The organism is Alkalihalobacillus pseudalcaliphilus, assembly GCF_028610675.1.
GTDB lineage: Bacteria > Bacillota > Bacilli > Bacillales > Bacillaceae_D > Alkalihalobacillus > Alkalihalobacillus pseudalcaliphilus.
In genome coordinates, this window is record NZ_JAQQWS010000001.1 from 545,046 (window position 1) to 563,487 (window position 18,442).

The 18,442-nt window shown below is 32.6% G+C and carries 17 protein-coding genes; 2 read left to right on the forward strand and 15 right to left on the reverse strand.

Annotation, left to right across the window (positions count from 1 at the left end):
- The 9 genes from PQ479_RS02675 to PQ479_RS02715 form a co-directional block, all read right to left on the reverse strand.
- Positions 1-1,953: a DDE-type integrase/transposase/recombinase gene (locus tag PQ479_RS02675; RefSeq protein WP_047989139.1), complete on the reverse strand. Its 1,953-nt coding sequence runs from the start codon at positions 1,951-1,953 to the stop codon at positions 1-3.
- Positions 1,937-2,530, reverse strand: a complete 594-nt coding sequence (locus tag PQ479_RS02680) for a hypothetical protein (protein WP_047989138.1) — start codon at positions 2,528-2,530, stop codon at positions 1,937-1,939. The genes PQ479_RS02675 and PQ479_RS02680 overlap by 17 nt, the downstream gene beginning before the upstream one ends.
- A gap of 42 nt (positions 2,531-2,572) precedes the next feature.
- The gene (locus PQ479_RS02685) at positions 2,573-2,758 is read right to left on the reverse strand and encodes a hypothetical protein (RefSeq protein ID WP_047989137.1); all 186 of its coding nucleotides are present in this window, start codon (positions 2,756-2,758) and stop codon (positions 2,573-2,575) included.
- 676 nt (positions 2,759-3,434) lie between these two features.
- A complete protein-coding gene (locus PQ479_RS02690) occupies positions 3,435-3,947 on the reverse strand; it encodes a GNAT family N-acetyltransferase (RefSeq protein WP_047989136.1) in 513 nt (170 codons plus the stop codon).
- A gap of 503 nt (positions 3,948-4,450) precedes the next feature.
- Positions 4,451-5,335: a serine hydrolase domain-containing protein gene (locus PQ479_RS02695; RefSeq protein WP_047989135.1), complete on the reverse strand. Its 885-nt coding sequence runs from the start codon at positions 5,333-5,335 to the stop codon at positions 4,451-4,453.
- Between the two features lie 15 nt (positions 5,336-5,350).
- Entirely contained in the window at positions 5,351-6,280 is a 930-nt protein-coding gene (locus PQ479_RS02700) for a GNAT family N-acetyltransferase (protein ID WP_047989134.1), read from the reverse strand.
- Positions 6,281-6,437: 157 nt separating this feature from the next.
- Positions 6,438-7,142, reverse strand: coding sequence for a metallophosphoesterase family protein (locus tag PQ479_RS02705; protein WP_047989133.1), 705 nt, complete (start codon positions 7,140-7,142; stop codon positions 6,438-6,440).
- Positions 7,143-7,718: 576 nt separating this feature from the next.
- Positions 7,719-9,086, reverse strand: coding sequence for a sensor histidine kinase (locus PQ479_RS02710; RefSeq protein WP_047989132.1), 1,368 nt, complete (start codon positions 9,084-9,086; stop codon positions 7,719-7,721).
- On the reverse strand, positions 9,076-9,777 hold the full coding sequence (locus PQ479_RS02715; RefSeq protein ID WP_053070418.1) for a response regulator transcription factor: 702 nt from the start codon (positions 9,775-9,777) through the stop codon (positions 9,076-9,078). The genes PQ479_RS02710 and PQ479_RS02715 overlap by 11 nt, the downstream gene beginning before the upstream one ends.
- Positions 9,778-9,939: 162 nt before the next feature.
- Between PQ479_RS02715 and PQ479_RS02720 the strand changes: the two genes are divergently transcribed.
- Together PQ479_RS02720 and PQ479_RS02725 are read left to right on the forward strand one after the other, a co-directional pair.
- Complete coding sequence (locus tag PQ479_RS02720; protein ID WP_047989130.1) at positions 9,940-10,707, forward strand: ABC transporter ATP-binding protein; 768 nt, start codon at positions 9,940-9,942, stop codon at positions 10,705-10,707.
- Entirely contained in the window at positions 10,704-13,271 is a 2,568-nt protein-coding gene (locus PQ479_RS02725; RefSeq protein WP_047989129.1) for an ABC transporter permease, read from the forward strand. The genes PQ479_RS02720 and PQ479_RS02725 overlap by 4 nt, the downstream gene beginning before the upstream one ends.
- Positions 13,272-13,647: 376 nt before the next feature.
- Here the strand turns inward: PQ479_RS02725 and PQ479_RS02730 are convergent, their stop codons facing one another.
- The 6 genes from PQ479_RS02730 to PQ479_RS02755 all read right to left on the reverse strand — a co-directional run bounded on the left by PQ479_RS02730 (position 13,648) and on the right by PQ479_RS02755 (position 18,357).
- Positions 13,648-14,181 carry a GNAT family N-acetyltransferase gene (locus PQ479_RS02730; protein ID WP_047989128.1) on the reverse strand — a complete coding sequence of 178 codons (534 nt, stop codon included), beginning with the start codon at positions 14,179-14,181 and terminating at the stop codon, positions 13,648-13,650.
- A 147-nt stretch (positions 14,182-14,328) separates the two neighbouring features.
- Positions 14,329-14,601, reverse strand: coding sequence for a CPCC family cysteine-rich protein (locus tag PQ479_RS02735; protein ID WP_047989127.1), 273 nt, complete (start codon positions 14,599-14,601; stop codon positions 14,329-14,331).
- Positions 14,602-14,660: 59 nt separating this feature from the next.
- Positions 14,661-15,701: a serine hydrolase domain-containing protein gene (locus PQ479_RS02740; RefSeq protein WP_273716744.1), complete on the reverse strand. Its 1,041-nt coding sequence runs from the start codon at positions 15,699-15,701 to the stop codon at positions 14,661-14,663.
- A gap of 439 nt (positions 15,702-16,140) precedes the next feature.
- On the reverse strand, positions 16,141-16,485 hold the full coding sequence (locus tag PQ479_RS02745; RefSeq protein WP_047989126.1) for a YflT domain-containing protein: 345 nt from the start codon (positions 16,483-16,485) through the stop codon (positions 16,141-16,143).
- A 123-nt stretch (positions 16,486-16,608) separates the two neighbouring features.
- Complete coding sequence (locus PQ479_RS02750; RefSeq protein ID WP_047989125.1) at positions 16,609-17,499, reverse strand: GNAT family N-acetyltransferase; 891 nt, start codon at positions 17,497-17,499, stop codon at positions 16,609-16,611.
- A gap of 180 nt (positions 17,500-17,679) precedes the next feature.
- Positions 17,680-18,357, reverse strand: coding sequence for an adenine nucleotide alpha hydrolase family protein (locus PQ479_RS02755; RefSeq protein ID WP_047989124.1), 678 nt, complete (start codon positions 18,355-18,357; stop codon positions 17,680-17,682).
- Between the last annotated feature and the right edge of the window lie 85 nt (positions 18,358-18,442).

Genomic DNA, 18,442 nt, shown 5'->3' on the forward strand with positions numbered 1-18,442 from the left:
TTAGTAAGTAATAGTTCTTCTAAATTTTTTCCCTTTATTTGTTGCCTTTTTTTTCATGAAATCCTCAATGAGTTTTTGTTGCATAATATCTGATGACTTCTCAAATTTATTTGCAGAAGAATTCTTAGGAAAGTCTATCTTCACTAGTTCTCCTTCACTTTTTTCTTTTTGATTTCTTTGCATTGATTTCAATTTATTTCGTGCAACTTTTTCAGTTTGTGCTTTTTCTTTGAGGTACTCTTGATAAACCATTATAGGATCTTCCTGACTAGTAAACTGCAATAACTTCTTGTAGGCTAACTTGTAAATTTCTTTTCTTAATTTTAATGAGTGCTTTGATGCTCCCCACTTACCAGTAGCCCTTAACTTTCCTAAGCTGGATCCATCTTCTAAATAGGCTTCTAATATTCTTATATCCTCAATATCAACAGTAATCATAATTCTTGTACCTATTAAACCAGGGCTGCTTTGTAATAATTCATTTGTATACTTAACATTTTCGTAATTAATATGAGCCCGTCTACCTTTAGAACTGTTTCCTTTTATGGTTCGGAATGTCTCCATTGAAAAGAACTTCACCTCTCCCTTTTGATAATTATCCATAGTCCGAATGACAGCTCCCTGTTTAATTTTTTGTTTCATCGCTTCTAAAGGAGACGAAAAATAAATCCCTTCATGCATTGTGGAGTTGTATTGAGCTATAGTAACGGCTGTTATCTCTTGTAATTCTTCAAAAGTAATTTGATATTTTATTGCATCTTCCTCACTTCCTTTCCTCCTTGGATCAAAAATATCACTTCCAGTTGTACTTGGTAATCTATGATAGCTCATCCGCTCTAAAGTACCAAAAAATCGCTCTATAATAGCTCTATTTAAAGGAGATTTAATCGGTCCAGCATTAACTCTACAATTAGTGATTTTTTTCAACCTATCCCTTACAATCTTAGATAAGTTAGCTTTAGCATTGTCATAATAAAACTCATCCCATAACGCCCATCTCACCTCAGGAATTAACGTAGAAGGCAATCCGCTATCTATAGGATATTCTAAATTCGGAATTGCTAGTTCTAAGTTCTTTTGTGGAACAATAGCATTTTTTATCGTTTGAAGAACATCCGCACTACTGTATTCAGTTTCAATACATAGGTGATAACCTATAATGGCTCTAGTTGATACGTCAATTATGGTCAGAATCCAAACTCTGCTTAACGTAACATATCTTGGTGTACCATCGGGAGCAGTTAATTCCATTGAAATAATTAAGTCAATTTTATGCCCATCAAATTGTACTTTTTGGTAAGGCTTCACACTATTAAGCGATGAATCAAAATCAAATTTAGTTTCAATCTCAACATCATCTCTTAGCATCATTTTATTAAAATGTTTATCTTCTAACCCACTAATATATGCATAGAGAGACCTCTGCCCTAAGTCTCTTGAAGTAAAAGGATACTCATTAATTGAAGATATGCCTAATTCTTTACATTTCTTTATGAAGTGTTTATGAATATACTTTTTGGACATTCGTTTATCTCTAATACTATTCTTCTTTCGAAATAACAGATTAAAAATCAGTTCTTCGAGCTCAGTGTAATGAGTAATTAGATATTTAAAGGATCCAGGTCCCCCATTATTTTGATATAAGGCATCTTGCTTAATATTATATTCACCTATTCTGAATCGAGGAATTAAAGCACGATAACCCCATATCACTCCCAACTTATCCTCAAGTAAGCAACGCTTGAGTAAACGATGAAGCTCTTGCCTTTGTATTTCGGTTGCGTCATGAATGTCTTTAAATTTATAGTTTTCAAAGTATAGTTCTACTGCTTTTTTTCTTCTATTAAATAAATCTAAATCCTCTTTAGTCATGTGGTAACTATTTACACCTGGCCAATTTTTTAAATCTAAATACTTTTTATGAATTTTTAGCGAATCAAAATAATTTCTCACTCGTCCATACCTCCAGATTTATTAAGTTATCAATTACATTAATATTAGATTCTAGGCTTCCCTCTAAAATTAAATAAAAAATTGTTCGTCTAATACGTGTTGAACAGATAGAAAATGTACCTCCGATTAGCTCAGTTAATCGAGTTTTTGGCTGTTGGTTTATATATTTTTTTATTATACGAATATCTGTTTCGTGTGGCTCTATATCAAGGAATGGTAAAATGATTTTAGCATGATTTATCAATGTTCCTTGGTCTTTAATCATTTGTTGACTGATATATACACTGTTAGTAATGTTGAATCTCGTTATATTATTTTTGTTATTCATTAAGTAAACATATCTTTCCTTACCAGACTTATAGATTAACCAAAAATGCGGTGAATCTTTTTTAGGTACTTCTTTTAGGACAGGACGTATGATAAATGATTCAATATCTAAGTTCATTTCTAACAGTAACCAATAATAGTATTCTAGGTTACTTGTGATTACTAGCTCAGTTTTCAATTTATGGCTATAAACGTACCAGCAATTATTTTTCATCATTTTAGACTTATCGGCAGGATAGGATTTGTGCATAAGTATAACCTCCACATAATTATATTCGCAATAATCAGAAATTTAAATGTCTTTTTTATCAAATTTTTTTTCTTCTGCTCTTTTATTTAAGTTAATACTTCTTTGGATGGTCTTTCCTCTCTTAATGGCTGTAATATAAATATCAGGATTTTGTTGTAATAGAGTCATTATCTCTCCTTGTGTTAGATAAACGTGGCACTTTGGTAATTTAATGTATATATAGTCCATTATCTTACTCCTTACTTAATTTATTTATTAGATTAATAGTTGCCACAGCTTAAAGGTTTTAAACTAAAAATCTCAAATCAGATGAAATTCTCTTTTTATACTTTTGAGGCTATTTAACTTGTTAATCTAGAAATAGAGTATTTAAAAGAAAATCACTTAAAAAAGAGATTTAATAAACTTACTCCTTTTTTCTCTATGTAATAAAAGTAAATACTGAAGAAATAATAGACAAGAACCCCAATTATCCAGGATAGGTTCATCAAAGATTCGATTGTAATCAAAGCTGTGTATTTTTACCACATCTAGTGTAAGACTTTTTTGATTTCCTCTAGAGAATTTCACATATACTTTTTTGTATAAATATTCAACGTTGTTTATTTTTCGCTCCCGAGATGTCATAAGGATGTCTTCAATTTCCGAGATGTCATAAGATTGTTTGTATATTTTTTTTGAAGACATTCTTATGACAAAAAGAAAAAATCCCAATTTAATAGGATTTCCGTGTCATAAGAATGTCTTCAACGGACAACTTGTAGGTTAGCGAATGATTTAAATAGAAACACCGAATAAAGTTCGCTTTTATTCCTACTAAATGCGAATCACCCACGAGCCTGACACGAATTGATATGCTCAAAACACGAACAATATCTATTTCCATCATAGAATATTTTTTTGCTCACTTCCACTCTTCAGCTAAAATAGCATAGTAATATTCATCCCACCATACATTGCCTTTTGGAATACATTTTTTAAAAAAGCCTTCTCTTCTCATTCCAATCTTCTCCATAACTCTATATGATGGAATATTCTCAGGTTGACACGTAGCTATAATTCTATGTACATTCATTTCTTTAAAACCATATTCTAAGATAGCTTGTGCTGCTTCAGAGGCATACCCTCTATTTTGGAATGTGGGATTAAACACCCATCCAATCTCATAAGTATGCTCACCAAAATACTTATAAAAAACAATATGTCCTATCAGTACATCTTTATCTATTAGGACTACTGGAAATTTTTCAGCGTTATCACCTTTGTTTTTATTTACAAATTCTTTTGCATTTTCTTCAGTAAAAACCCCTTCAGGTATATACTTCATAACATGAATATTTGACGTATACTCATATACTGCTTGCCAATCATTAAATTCAAATTCTCGTATCAATAACCTTTTTGTTTTTATGTGCATTACACAACCCCCCACCAAAACCAAGTCCCTTTACCTTTATTTCGAGATTACGTTAACAATAGCCTCTAGATATTTGAATTCTTCTGTATGAAAATCCCCAATCATGAATAATCTTAGAGCGTTAGTGCCATTTATTCAAAATATACATCGCCAATCATTAATGAAAAAGAGCTTAGGATTTAGCTTTATTTATCCGTTTTGCCCATCTGTTCCCCATCAATAAATGCGAATAATCGGATAATTACTTCAAATTCTTGCTTATGGTAGTTTTTCAAAGGTTGTGATACTTAAAGGGCTATTTTTAGAAACTCGCCAGTTTTGTCCTAAGACGTGTGATTCAGTTAGAATCTGATCGTATACATCACCTTTTAATTGTGCTGCGTCTAGTGCTTCATATTTGTCATCTAACTCCCTTATATAACTCTCGGCTTTCGAATGTGAGAATCATTATAAGAAAGAGCGCAAATAAAATATAAATGACACTAACGATATTGATTTCTCATCTACCCTTCTAATAGATAGTCCTTAAAATATTGTAAAGGTCTTGTTGCACCATCTTTAAAACTACTTGTGAAAACCGTTACCAATTGATAGTCAGGTGCGATAATAATATACTGTCCTTCATGTCCAATCGCCAAAAAAATTGTACCTAGTTGATTGTCGGATGTTAGGTTCCACCAATGATATGCATATGAATAATTATCATCAGTTTTGACCTTTGCACTTGTAGATTCCTCAATCCAATGATATGATACGATTTGTTTGGATTTCCATACTCCATTTTTTATATATAGAGTACCAATTTTTAGCATATCAACCGTCTTCATCGTTAATCCAAATCCACCAATGGCTATTCCTTGAGCATCATGGTTCCACTTATAATCTGTTATTCCTAGAGGTGTAAATAGATACTTTTTAGCGAAAACTTCTGTATTTAATCCCGTAGTCTTTTGTAAGATTGCACTTAATAATTGTGAAGAACCACAACTGTAGACCATTTCATTTCCAGGAGTATGATCAATTTCCTGCTGCAGTACAAAATGGACCCAATTTTTGCTGGGTATCATACCATTATTACCTGGCCAGTGTAATCCTGAAGTCATTGTCAGCAGATGCTTAATTGTAATTCTCCCATTTTCTTTATCTTTATTAAATTCCGGAAAGTAATGAACTATCGGTGTGTTAACATTTTCGATAAAACCTTTGTCAATCGCAATTCCAATCAGTGCGGATAAGACGCTTTTTGTGACAGAATATATTTTATATTGTTTTTCTTTCATTTTTTTGTTTCGATAATATTCAATAATCACGGTATTATTCTTCTGTACAAGGACACTATCAATTTTATCTCTTTTTATCATTTTTTCAAAGTCGGTTAAAGATTTCATTCTCTTGGTATCCCCCTACATATTAATCCAATATCTCTTTTCTTCTTTTTTAATTTCAAATCCAATGGATTTATAAAGTTTTAATGCAGATTCATTTTTAGTTTCTACAAGAAGCTGTATGTAATCAAGATTGCATTTTTGTAAATGACGGATTCCTTCTGTTATTAAATGTTTTGCAAGACCACAACTTCTCCAATCAGGCTTAACAAAAACATTTTCTATTGTGCCTATATTCTCATCTGATTCCTTCCAAGCCATAACACTGCCAATAATTTCAGTGTTGTAAAAAGCAGTAATTGAAGTCCAATATGGATTACTCTTAAATTCACGTAATTTCTGTAATCCTGTAGGATTTTCTGACCAAATTTCATTTTCCGCCTGCAAATATTTTATTTCTTCTTCGTAGGTGTTCATATTCCAATGTATTATATTTTCACTAGTTAGCTTAAAGTTTGTTGGGGATAAATCTTTATCTATTTCAATATTCATCCAATAAAGACTCTCAAAATGTGTAAATCCTCTTGATTCAAAATAAGAATTTTCTTTTATTTCACTTGCATAGTTACCCACACATAATTTTGTAGGAAACTGTGGTGGTAGTTTATTCTTAAGTAATTTAGCCCTTTGTAGTAAACGTTCGTAAAGGATGTCCCTAATCTCATTATGACTTTCCCAATCCGGATCAACTTTAATATTTAAATAGATTAAATGGTTGGCATCTCCTTGATAATCTTCCGCAACCAAATTAATCGCTTGCACATGTCCTTTTGCAATCATAAATCCTTTGTTAAAAATACAGTGTACATCATCCCAGGTGTTTACTGGACCCGGCCACCAATAGATCACATTTTCTTCGTATTTGATCAATTTTTTATATAATAGTACTACTGAATCCCAGTCTTGTTCCTGATAGCTTCTTATGTAAAAATCTCCATCTACAGTCATTATATAATACCCCTTATTTTTTTTATATCATATTAGTTGCCCGAATTTTTATATATCTTAATAATATATCTTATTGAACCAAACTGTCCGTTAGATTACACTTTTTCACAATCTTATTACTAACGTTCATATTTATTACTTAAAGTGCAATTTTTAATTAAGGCCCCTCATGAGGTGGATTTAAGTAATGTTCAGCAAAATCTTCTTTGTAAGGCGTGTTAGTTTCAAGAATTCTTTCGGAAGCCCTTTTTGTATCATATGGAGTTACCTTTAATTCAACTTCTGGACCGAGTAAAGCCCAACAGGCTCCATTTGCTCGACTTTGTAATCCAACACTTCCCGCATTTATAATGCGTTTATCATTAACATTGCGATCAAACTGGATGTGGGTATGACCACAAACGATAATATTTTGTGAGACATTTTTAATCATTGGTCGAATTTCGTTATCAGTAGTATTTATTCTAATCGCCTCTTCATCGCTACGGGGAGAACCATGCACAAATAAGACTTCTCCCAAGCCATCAATGCTCAAAGTAGTTTTTTCTGGTAAACTCTTTAGGAATCTTAATTGCTCTTCTGTCAATTGATCTGCACACCAGTGATTTAATTCAGTTGTAAAGTCATCCAATCCTTGTTCTTTCCCATGACGATAAGATACTTCACGATCAGCGTTACCTCTAATAAAAATAAACTCATCCTTATAGTCCATCAAAAGATCCATTACTTGACGTGGTTCGGGTCCCCAAGCTAAATCCCCACCTACTACAACTTGATCAATATTAGCTTTTCTAATATCTTCTAAAACTGTTTTTAATGCCGAATAGTTTGCATGAATATCGTAAATAGCAGCAACACGCATTAAAATACACCTCCTCCATTGCAAATTATACTCCATTTCGTTTCTATTAATTAATGAACATCATTAATAACTCCTTTTATCCATAGCAATTCTTATCGGTGATTTAAAAGATGGGTATTTAACCCTCCTATTAAAAGGACAAGAAAATTTTTCACTTATATCCTGAATAATGCTATTCAAGTAGACAGTACTTTTATTTCGAGGTAATTTAAGCCAAGATTTTATAATTTTATTTTGTATTTTAGGCTGCTTTTCCCATGATAAAAATATGGATCTTATGTTTTCTGAATCAAGAAATCCGTATCCACTTGGTGCAACGAAAAGCCTCTGAGTTGCCTTTATTAATAAGGTATTCTGGCATTAATTGGTTGCATTTTACACACCTATCAATTAATTTCTGTTTAGGATGAAAAGTGCAGTGATCAAAGAATTTAATTTGGTGCAAAATACTATGATATCCTTCGCTCAAGCAACTAGGACAATATGACAAATGAGTGTGAAAATAATTAATTTCATGCTTAATGTTTGGAATGTAAACATTGAAATTACTTTAATATACAACTTCTCTAAAGTTTCTTAATCTCTCCTTAATAACAATGTAACTTCTAACCCTCCTTCTTCCCTATTTTTTAAAATGATAGTTCCTCCATGACTTTCTATATTCTTCTTACTAATAGCTAAACCAAGGCCAATATGACTACTATCCTTTCGGGATTGTTCTGATTGATATAATGGCTTCAAAACATGTTCAATATCTGAATCAGCTATTCCATGACCTTGATCTTTTATAAAAATACTTAACCAATTGTTATCTTCTTTTGCTGTGATATTGATAATTCCGTTTATTGGACTAAATCTAATGGCATTGGAGATAATATTCTCAATTGCTTGATACAGTAAAAAATGATCGGCATGAATGCTAATTGGTCCGATTTTTACAATTGCTCTTAACTTTTTTTGTTGTTTTTGATACTCTAAACCATTTAGTATGTCTTTTATCAATATGTTTAGATCTATTTTTTCTTTTGAAATATGCTTACTTAGGTAATAAGAGCGATTATACTTTGCTAATAAACTTAATAATTGGTCCATTTTAAATGCTTGAATTTCCGCTTTTCGAATATACTTTTCTCTTTTTTCTTCACTTGTGGCTAATCCATTTGTCAAACCTGCCAAATAGCCTTTTAAACCGAATAATGGCGTCCTTAAATCATGTACAATCGATGAAACAAATAAATTTCGGTCGTTTTCATACTGACTTCTTTGTTTTTTTAAAGTAGCTAAGTGCTGATTCATTTCCTCATATCCTGAAGATAAATTATTAATTTCTCGTATTCTCGAGGTCATAACTTTTATAGAATGGTTTTCATTAGCTATTTCTTTAAAAGCCTTATTTAATGCAATAATTGGCTTAATCATTTCTTTTCTGACTAAGAATAAAAAGGCGAATAAGATGATAAGGATAACAATTATTATCATTAGCATCATAACGGACTCACTTGAGCTAGAATTTTTAATGGCTAAATTTTGAGCATTCGGACTTGTGTAAATATAACCTAATATTTGGTTATTTATATCTAATACGGTTGTCTTATATGAAGATTCTGTGATTAAATTCCCATGGTTATCGATGATAGCTCCTTGTTCGTCGCGTATATTTTTATAAATTAACTCGTTAGAGGCATTAAAAATTTCAACATTAACCCCCTCTTTCTCTAACACATTATGTAAATGCTGTATTTTTTCCTGAGACTGATTAAAAATTTCCTCGATTAACAATTGATCTCTCAGCCAAATGTTTGGGTTATCAAAATAATTAGATTCACTAAAATAATCATGCAATACACTATCATATATCCTTAATAAAATAAGAGGAATGGCAATTAAACAAATTGAAAAAAAGACTAAAAGCCAATTAATAGGGAATGATTTCTCATTCTGCATCTTCATCTACCATAATTAAGCGATAACCTAGTGTTCTAATATTTTTTAACTTTAAAATATGATTATATTCAGCTAATTTGTCTCTTAACTTAGTTATGTATACTCTAATAATTTGCGGGTCATAATATTCATCTCTCCATACTCTTTGTAAAATTTGGTCATAAGAAAGAACATTCCCTATATTTGAATATAAGTAAGAAAACAATCTAAATTCATTGATGCTCATGTCAACTTTCTTTCCTAAAATGTAAATTTCCATAGAAGAATGGTCAATATGCACTACTGAAGTGCCTCCTCTTTGATCGTTATTTCGTTTACTATTAAATTGCTGTCTCCTACTAGTGGCATTAACACGAGCTACTACTTCCGCAGGGCTAGAAGATTTAGTTATGTAATCATCTGCTCCAATTGTCAAGCCTCTTATTTTATCAATATCACCGTCTCTTGCACTAAGAAATAAAATTGGTATTGTACTAAATTCACGTATTTTTTTACACAGTGAAAATCCATCCTCACCAGGCATCATCACATCTAATAGAATAATATCTACTAAACTTTGTTTTAAAATTGCTAATGCTTCCTCAGAGTTAGACGACGTATAGATATTGTATCCACCCGCTTCTAAGTAATCACTCATTAGCTCTAAAATATCTTGCTGATCATCAACTAACAATATATTTGTTTTTAACAAACTTTTCATCCTCCCTTTCCATTTCAAGTATATTATTACAAATTAATGAATTCAATTAGTCATTTATAAACGTTTCTTAATTATTCATTTATAAATCGCTTATAAATGAAATATAGTCAATTTATATTTCATGGTTAGAGTTATTGCAAGGAGGTTTTAATAATGAACATATTAACAGGACATTCCATTACAAAAAGATTTGGTGAACATGAAAAAAACAGTGTATACGCGTTAAAATCCGTTGATGTCACTTTTGAGAAAGGATCATTTACTGCCATAATGGGAACGAGTGGCTCTGGGAAATCTACTCTTCTTAACATTATCTCAGGTTTAGATAAACCTACTAAAGGCTCTTTGTTTTTCAATGATATTAATTTAAATGAGCTCGATGATCACCAATTAACTTCGATGAGAAATAAATACTATGGATTTATCTTTCAGTACTTTCATTTGATTCCAGTAATGAATGTAATTGATAACATCACACTACCTAAATACTTCACTAAGGAAAAACAAAGTAAAAATGCTTTTACAGATAGAGCAATGAGCATTTTGAATGATTTAGGCATTAGGCACTTAGCAAAATCCTTCCCTGCAGAACTATCTGGTGGACAACAACAACGTGTTGCCATTGCCAGAGCTTTGATCAATCAGCCTGAAATATTGTTAGCTGATGAACCTACAGGAAGCCTTGATTCAAATACGTCCACGTTGGTCATGAAACAGTTACAAAGATTGAATACTGAACATAATCAAACGATAATAACGGTTACGCATGATGCCAACGTCGCTGCTCATGCCGATAGGGTCTTAATGATGCATGATGGTTATATTGTCAAAGAGCAAATTTTATCTAAATTAGATAGTCATGAGACGAAAGTCATCTATTTATCACAATTACTTAATGGTATTGGGAGAGAACACAAATGAAATTAATTAAACTAGCTTTCCAACTAGTATATGAACAGAAATTCCGAAATCTCCTAATCATTTTTGGGATTAGCTTAGGGGCTATCATCATTACCTCTTCCCAAATCTTTATTGCTTCAATTGAAGAGTCGAATGAGATTTCTGTAAAGGAACTTTACGGAGAAATTGATTTATATGTTGGACATCAACTAAATCTTTCGCATGAATCAAAAGACCCGGTCTCAAGTAATGATATCAATCAAATTAGAAGCCTTGATCAGGTTAAAGAACTCACACCAGTTTCCTATCCTTATCTTGGTATGGAAATCGAATACGAAATGCACGATGATATTTATGTAGGTTTTAGAAATGAACCGCTTGCATATGAAACGACTATGGTTGAGATTGGTGAGCAAGATATCCCTGGCCCAGCCGAAGTGATTGTTTCACCGTCTTATGCAAAATCAAAGGATATTAATGTGGGCGATTTAATTCAACTTCCTTTCCCACCTAATAAAGAGCAGCAAGTAAAAGTAGTTGGGTTGTCTGAGGATAGAGAGTATTTAAAACGAGTGTTAGTTTTTAATTATGATTGGTTAGTATCCGTAACTAGAGAAGGTCCAAATATGTTAATGCTTAGTCTAGACTCCTATCGATCTAAACAAATAGTTGGTGAACAAATTAATATGATTAACCCAAACTTAAATATAGATTTTCTAAACGAGGCTGATGAGCAACGCGAAAATATAGGTGGCCTCTATCCAATATTAACCGCACTTAATGTGGCTATTCTTATTATCAGTGGGATGCTTTTAATTAGCATTCTTCAAATATCTACTCAGAATCGGCTGAAACAATATGCTTTGATGAGAATTATTGGTGCCTCTAAAAGAAAGATTTTTCATTTAAGCCTATTGGAATCGTTTATTATTGGTAGTATAGGCTTGTTAATTGGTATAGGTGTAGGGATTATCGCTCCTTTACTAATACTTAAAAACTCACTGTCATTTGTTGATATAGAAATCACTAATGTATCAATACCTTGGTTAAACATAATTCTCTATAGTATTATCTACATGCTGCTTATGATAGCCTCTTCTTCTATCCCAGCTATGAAAGCCAGCCAATCTCCACCTATTGAAGTTTACCAAAACTCTAGTAAGAGTCATGCAATCTATCGAATTAAACATAGGAATTTCATGACAGGATTCATACTGTGTATTTTTATATCTCTGTCTAGTATTCTTATCAATCATCCAACTTTGCATATCCTTTCTATTATTGCTCTATTTAGTTTAATGATACTTTCTACTACTTATTTTTTACATTACGGTTTTAAGACATGTATCTTTTTTATGGATAAATTCAAGGTTGACAATTATTTGAAGTTGACACCACTTAATGCATTAAAACAGATACAAAAAAACAAGCAAATCGCGGTCATTTTATTGATAAGTATTTCAATTAGCATTATAGGTTTTACTACTTTAGAAAGTATGAAGAAAACATCAATAAACCAGTTATTTAACCTCAATCCAACTGATTATAAAGTCACAGAAATGGCTTACGGAAATGAAAGGATAAATTCTGAAGGATTTACTTCAGAGTTATTTAATCGATTAATTGAATTAGACAATGTTGATAAGCATTCATTGTTTTTTACTAAGCCAGTAATGGGGCTGACTTTAAATTTACCAAATCAGGAAGCTGGGCTTTATTCAATTGAAGAATCTAATACACGGCAAGCCTTGGTTAGGGTAGTCGGTACTGATATAGAAACGTTAATGAACACCACACATACCATAGAAGGGCGAAAAGATATAAATGCACTAGAAGCTGATGAGGCTATCATTACTTTAAGGACAGCGAATATTACGGGTTACACCATTGGAGATGTAGTAGAAGTACTCGATGAAGTAAGTAATGATACTTATCAAATTAGAATTGGGATGATTATTGATAATAGTAGTATGCTAGGGGAAGAAACTGATTTTACACTTTTATTAAGTTCTTTTCAGATGGAAGATATATTTGGAATTGTGAGTCATTCAGAATTACTAATTAATTCTAGTGAGAGTGAGATAATTGATCAAAAGATATTAGAGTCTATAATTAATGAGCTGAGTCTTCAGAAAGAAGTTGCCATTTATAACCGGTATGAGTCAGTAAATGAATTTTTAGAACAATATAACCAACGGTTGATTATTTTAGTTTTAGCTGCTGCCTTCATGATAGGTTTATCTATTATTGGTTTAATGAATAACTCAATTAGTAGTATCAAAGAAAGACTACCAGAGCTATCTACCTTAAGAGCCATTGGCTTAAGTAAAAAAAGACAAACCTACTCTTTAATAATAGAGGGTGCAGTATTATCGACTATTTGTGGTAGTATTGCCGTTATGATATCCTTATGGATTTCTATTCACCTGAACTTGTCTTTTAATAGCAAAATTATTACTTTACCAATTAATGCGTCTTTTACAATTTTACTATTATCACCAATAATTGGTATGAGTGCCTTTTTAGCCCCTTCTATTTGGGCCTCTAGAAAAGATATTTTATCAAATATTGTATCAAGAACTTGATTTAAGTTCTTACTATTTTTTGTACAATTATTACTCTAACATTATCCGGGATTATTAAGAGTATAGCACTTGTGGGTACTAGCATGAACATGGGATGCGAATATGATCACAAGTGCTATCATTTATGATTTTCCTATAGATTTGCCTCAATCCGTGAACAACATTCCATTTGTTCTTTTTATGTTACGTTTAATAAACCCCTGACTGAACATTCATGAAAATATTGATAGTAAAAAAATAAGGATTGTTACTACAACAAGTCACATTCAAACAGGTATCAATATTTAAAATATTATGAATTAATTGTTACTTTTCTATTTACAACAACGCTCAGTGTAATTATCTAACAATCTTGCCGTCTTACTAAATGGGCTATTTAAAAAGTATGTAAATAGTTTTGGTCCAATACCTTGTAGTAATAAACGGTTGTGTCTAGTTTGCCTGTACTGGATAAAGCATAATTAGGTATTTGCCCGGCTTCTAGATAACCTAGTGACTGATATAGATAATTTGAAGCGTCACCCTTCCTTGTATCTAATATCATTAAAGAGCGATTATGTTCACGAGCGATTTCTTCTGCTTTTACCATCAATTGACGTCCAATACCCTTTCGTCTGTAATCTGGATGTGTCATCAACTTCGCAATCTCACTTCTATGTGTAGCATTTTGTTTGGTCGCTAGTTCCAATTGGACACTTCCAACTATTTTTTCATTTATTTTTGCTACAAGTAATAAATTCGAAGGAGTTATAACCGATTTAATATATTCGGTTGCGACGTCTTTCTTTAAAGGTGCTAAAAAGCCTATCGACGCATCGTCTTCTACTACTTTTATTAACAAGTCACACAATTCATTGATTTGAACAGAGCTAAGCTCTTTTATCTCTTCTATACTAATTTGTTTTGACAATGCAAATCCCTCGCTTTTGTAAAAATCATTCTAATTGATATATTGTATACTTTACTTTTAAAGCCATCTTTAATTAAGTTAGATTTCATCACATCATTTTAAGAGAATTCTTAATGAGCTCTCATTGAGGTGAAAGTTCCGTTTCTTTTATGAAAACACCTTAAAATCTCGATCTTTTTCATAACCTTTTGAACCTGGTTCCACTACAAGCTCTTTATATGTTAGCTCACTTGCTCCAAAGGTGAGGAAATTCCTTTGTGCTTGTCTCAAAGAAACTTGATTAGCTCCACCTCCATAGTCTGGATCTTCATTTTGAACGAAATCATCTTCCCAATAACAAACCTCACATATGTCATAACTATCCCGTACTGCTTCAGCAAGCGTCTTATAACCACAACAAGGGCATGTGTACTTTCTCATTTAAAAACCTCCTAGGTGTAATGACTATCTCACCTTAAAAATCCACCTATTCTAACCTATCATTCTTCCGTCCTTGCCTTAATCGAACATTTAGAAACCACATCTCCAAAGGAACGAATGTCACTCAAGTAATCGTAATTCTCAGGTGAGCCATAACGGTTAAACGTTCTGACTGCTACTACGTTTTCCTCTGGAATTACAAGAAGTGCTACATTGGTGTATCCAAGTAATTGAAAAGAGCCTTTTGGAACGGCATCGCCTATTTGGCTAAAAGGCTGGTTTGAACCTTTCACAAACCACAAAAATCCATTCTTTTCGATTGGAAGTCTTTCGTTTGGTGTTTGAATAGCTGTAGCCATTTTTATAATGTCTCTAGGGATTACCTGTTTTCCTTCCCATTCCCCTTCCCTTAAATGAAGATACCCCCATAAGGCAAGCTCTCTTGCCGACACATACATATTCATATCTGAGCCGTCGATGTTATCTGTCTCTACCCAAAAAGGATTGTTTGCATCTCGAATCGTATCAGCAATCTTTAAATGTGGCTCACTCATCTTTATCCACTCTGTTGATATAAAGCCTAAAGGTTCATAGACCTGCTCTCTTAAAATGTCAGCCACAGACTTTCCCGTTGTTTTTTTTATAATCGCCGTTAGTAATTCGATACTGGGTCCTCTATATGCCCATGATTCACCTGGGTTATATTCACGAACTAACTCTCCATTAACTATTTTAAGCCCATGAGTATGGGTTAATAAGTGACGAACGGTGATTCCTTCATAGACCGCTAAATTAGCATCTTCCATATATATACTTATTGGATCATCAATCGAAAAGTAATCATGATATACGGCGTAGGCAGCCGCAAACCCTATATACGTCTTCCTAACAGATGCAATATGAAATTGTGTGTCCGCTTGAACATCTCGTGCATCTTTTGCATTTGACTGTTTACCAAAATAAGATTCCGTAATGATTTTATCGTTATGAATCATACACAGAGCTGCTCCACTACCCAATCTATTAGCACTATTTTTGACATGGGTACGTACTTCATTAAACAAGGTTTTATCGGTATTTTTTAAATGCAATTTTTTCACACTCCATTGGCTCCTTTTTCTTGACCATTCATATAACTGGTCATACTGTATAATACATTACCAATCTCCTGTTTAGCTCACTTAAAAAACAATCATTTCATACCATCTAAAAGCAGTTCACGATAAATCTCCTTTAAGGTTTGCTTATATTTTCTTAAGTGATGGATTGCTGCATAAAAGGACCTTTTCTAAAATATATGTGACTTTAAATTCTGCTTCCAAGTCGTAAAATCATACCTCCTCAATTTCAAAACACTGTTACTAGACAGTGAAAACATTACCTTACATGAGCACTCTAACATCCTTCACTAAATCATAATCATTCACCACTTATTTTATCATGAAACGTTACGTCATGATTGCTGTTCAGTCCGATTCTTGAACAAAATCAAAAAGAACCCTAGTACTCATCGAGAGTCATAGGGTTCTAATACGATTATTAAAAACGAACAAGTTGCTCTTGGTTTGTGACAATCACGATAATTTTACCTTGGTCCAATCTTTCTTCTAACGCTTCTGCTTCTACAGATGAGTAACCAAGCTCTTCAAATTTCGCTCGTAATTCATCACCTTTTTTTCGGAATACATTTTTTATGCTCGTGCCAAGTCCTGTTTCAGATACGGATACCTTGTTGGCATCGGCTTGGTCTGCTACACGATTCGTTCTGTCATCATCATGGGTAATCACATAAATATCATCTTCGGAGATGTTTTGAGTTTTTAATTGATTAACGACCGTTATTACTTCTTCGTCATTTGTGAATTCCTTATGTGTTGGTTTCATTTGTATCGCCTCCTAGTGTATGTATACCCAAGGAGCTCTTCATAAAACTAGGAATACTATTTTTAGAGAGTCTTTAGCGATTTTTTGAGATTAAACCATGTATGTCCAAAATGTATACGGAATTTACGATGATGGAGATTTTATACGGCTTTCATAACTGACTAATTCATATTTTACGCGAAAACCAAGAGAGCGATATAAGTTAATAGCGGCTGTATTGTCGCTACTTACACAAATAGTTATTTCTTCGATACTAGCATAGGAAAATATTTGTTTTAAGGCAGCAGCAATGAGAATTCTTCCAACACCTTGCCTTCTGTATTTTGAATTTACAGCTACATATTCAATATTTGCTTCCTGGTGCTTAGGGTTAGCTTCTATATAAACATAACCTTTTATTTCTTTCTCGTTCTCTTTAACGACATATAAATGATGGTTTTCATGTAAACGAGAGAGTATCGTTTTAGCGTCATAATATGTTTTAGGGAATGCTTCATTATGTAGTTGGCTAAAAGAGTTTTGATAATCCTCTGCATAGACTTCATAATCAGAGTTTTTGTCATTTTTATATGTATCTCTATTTAAATCAAGGACCATATGAGAACCTTCATCTACCCCGCCGTTTTCTCGAACAAAGTCTTGTACGAATTGATTTTCTTGATTAATGAAAAATGAGAAGCAGCTTATTTCATTTGGCATTCTTTCGGTTAATTGATTCCATAATTCTTGAGCTAATGAATGATCATGATTGACAACAAATGGTCCCCATACCTCAGCATATTGTCCTTCAATATCTACATCAAAGCCAATTGCACCCATGATTACTGAATCATGGTAAGCTACGATAAAAGATTCTTCTACTGTCAAATCAGAAAAATCATTCATTAATGTGTCGAAAATTTCCTCGCGGTCCTCTCCGCAAAACCCAATGTGAAATTCCTTTTGATTGTTCATCTTTTCTAAAAAAACAGCAAGTTCTCTTATATTCGTTGGAGCTGTTAGTACTCTGTTCATAAAATCAACCTTTCTTAGTTGGAAATACAATACCATCATTATACCACGACTTATATTTTATATGATTATTCTGTCTTTTTCATCCTTTTTTTTAAAACGTACATCCTAACAGATATATTAGAACACATAGCAAAAAAACACTTACGATATTTAATCGTAAGTGTTTCGGTGTCTATTTATTTACGAATCATTGTCAGCCACCAATTTAGCCTTTAACCCATGTACATGATAGGAATCGAATTTTTTCCCATTTGTAAACGACAAAAAGATGCCGTTATCAAAGTCGGTAGCAGATTCTTTAAAAAATACACCATCTTCAATAGTTTGTTCTGATTTTTTGTAGGTGATCATAAATTCACCCTCTTTATTTGTCGGTTCTAAATAGGCATAAACGCCACGGTCATAATTCCAATGTTCATAAGGAAAAGCCACTTTTTGTGAGACGAAATGAAGATCGACTTGAGGCATTTCCTTCATTAATAAGTTTGGAAAAGAACCGTGCAGCATTTCTTCAAAGCGGCTTTCAGCGACATGTGTTAAAACAATTTGGGTAAAGCCACCTTCTTTAATATAGGATACTAAATGTTTAAAGGCCTTATTGTAAGTAGGAAACTCTTTGATTTGAAAGTGCTTGGCTCCTAAATCTTCACTAAGCTTTTTACTCTCTGTATTCATCAATTCTACTTCAGGTCCATCATGATATGTATTTTCTGCTTCATGTAAAAACAACACTTCAAAATCACATTCAAAAGCTTTGGCTACCTTCGCCCCACGTAATATAGTCGTAGGACTATACATATCAAATTCGAGAAAAACGAGCACCTTTTCATGATTTCTTTGACTTTTTAATTCTAACATTTTAACACCACCATTTAATCTTTCATATTCATGTATATCATACCCCTGCTCTATTGAAATTAACCTTTATTCAAATAGCAAGAAG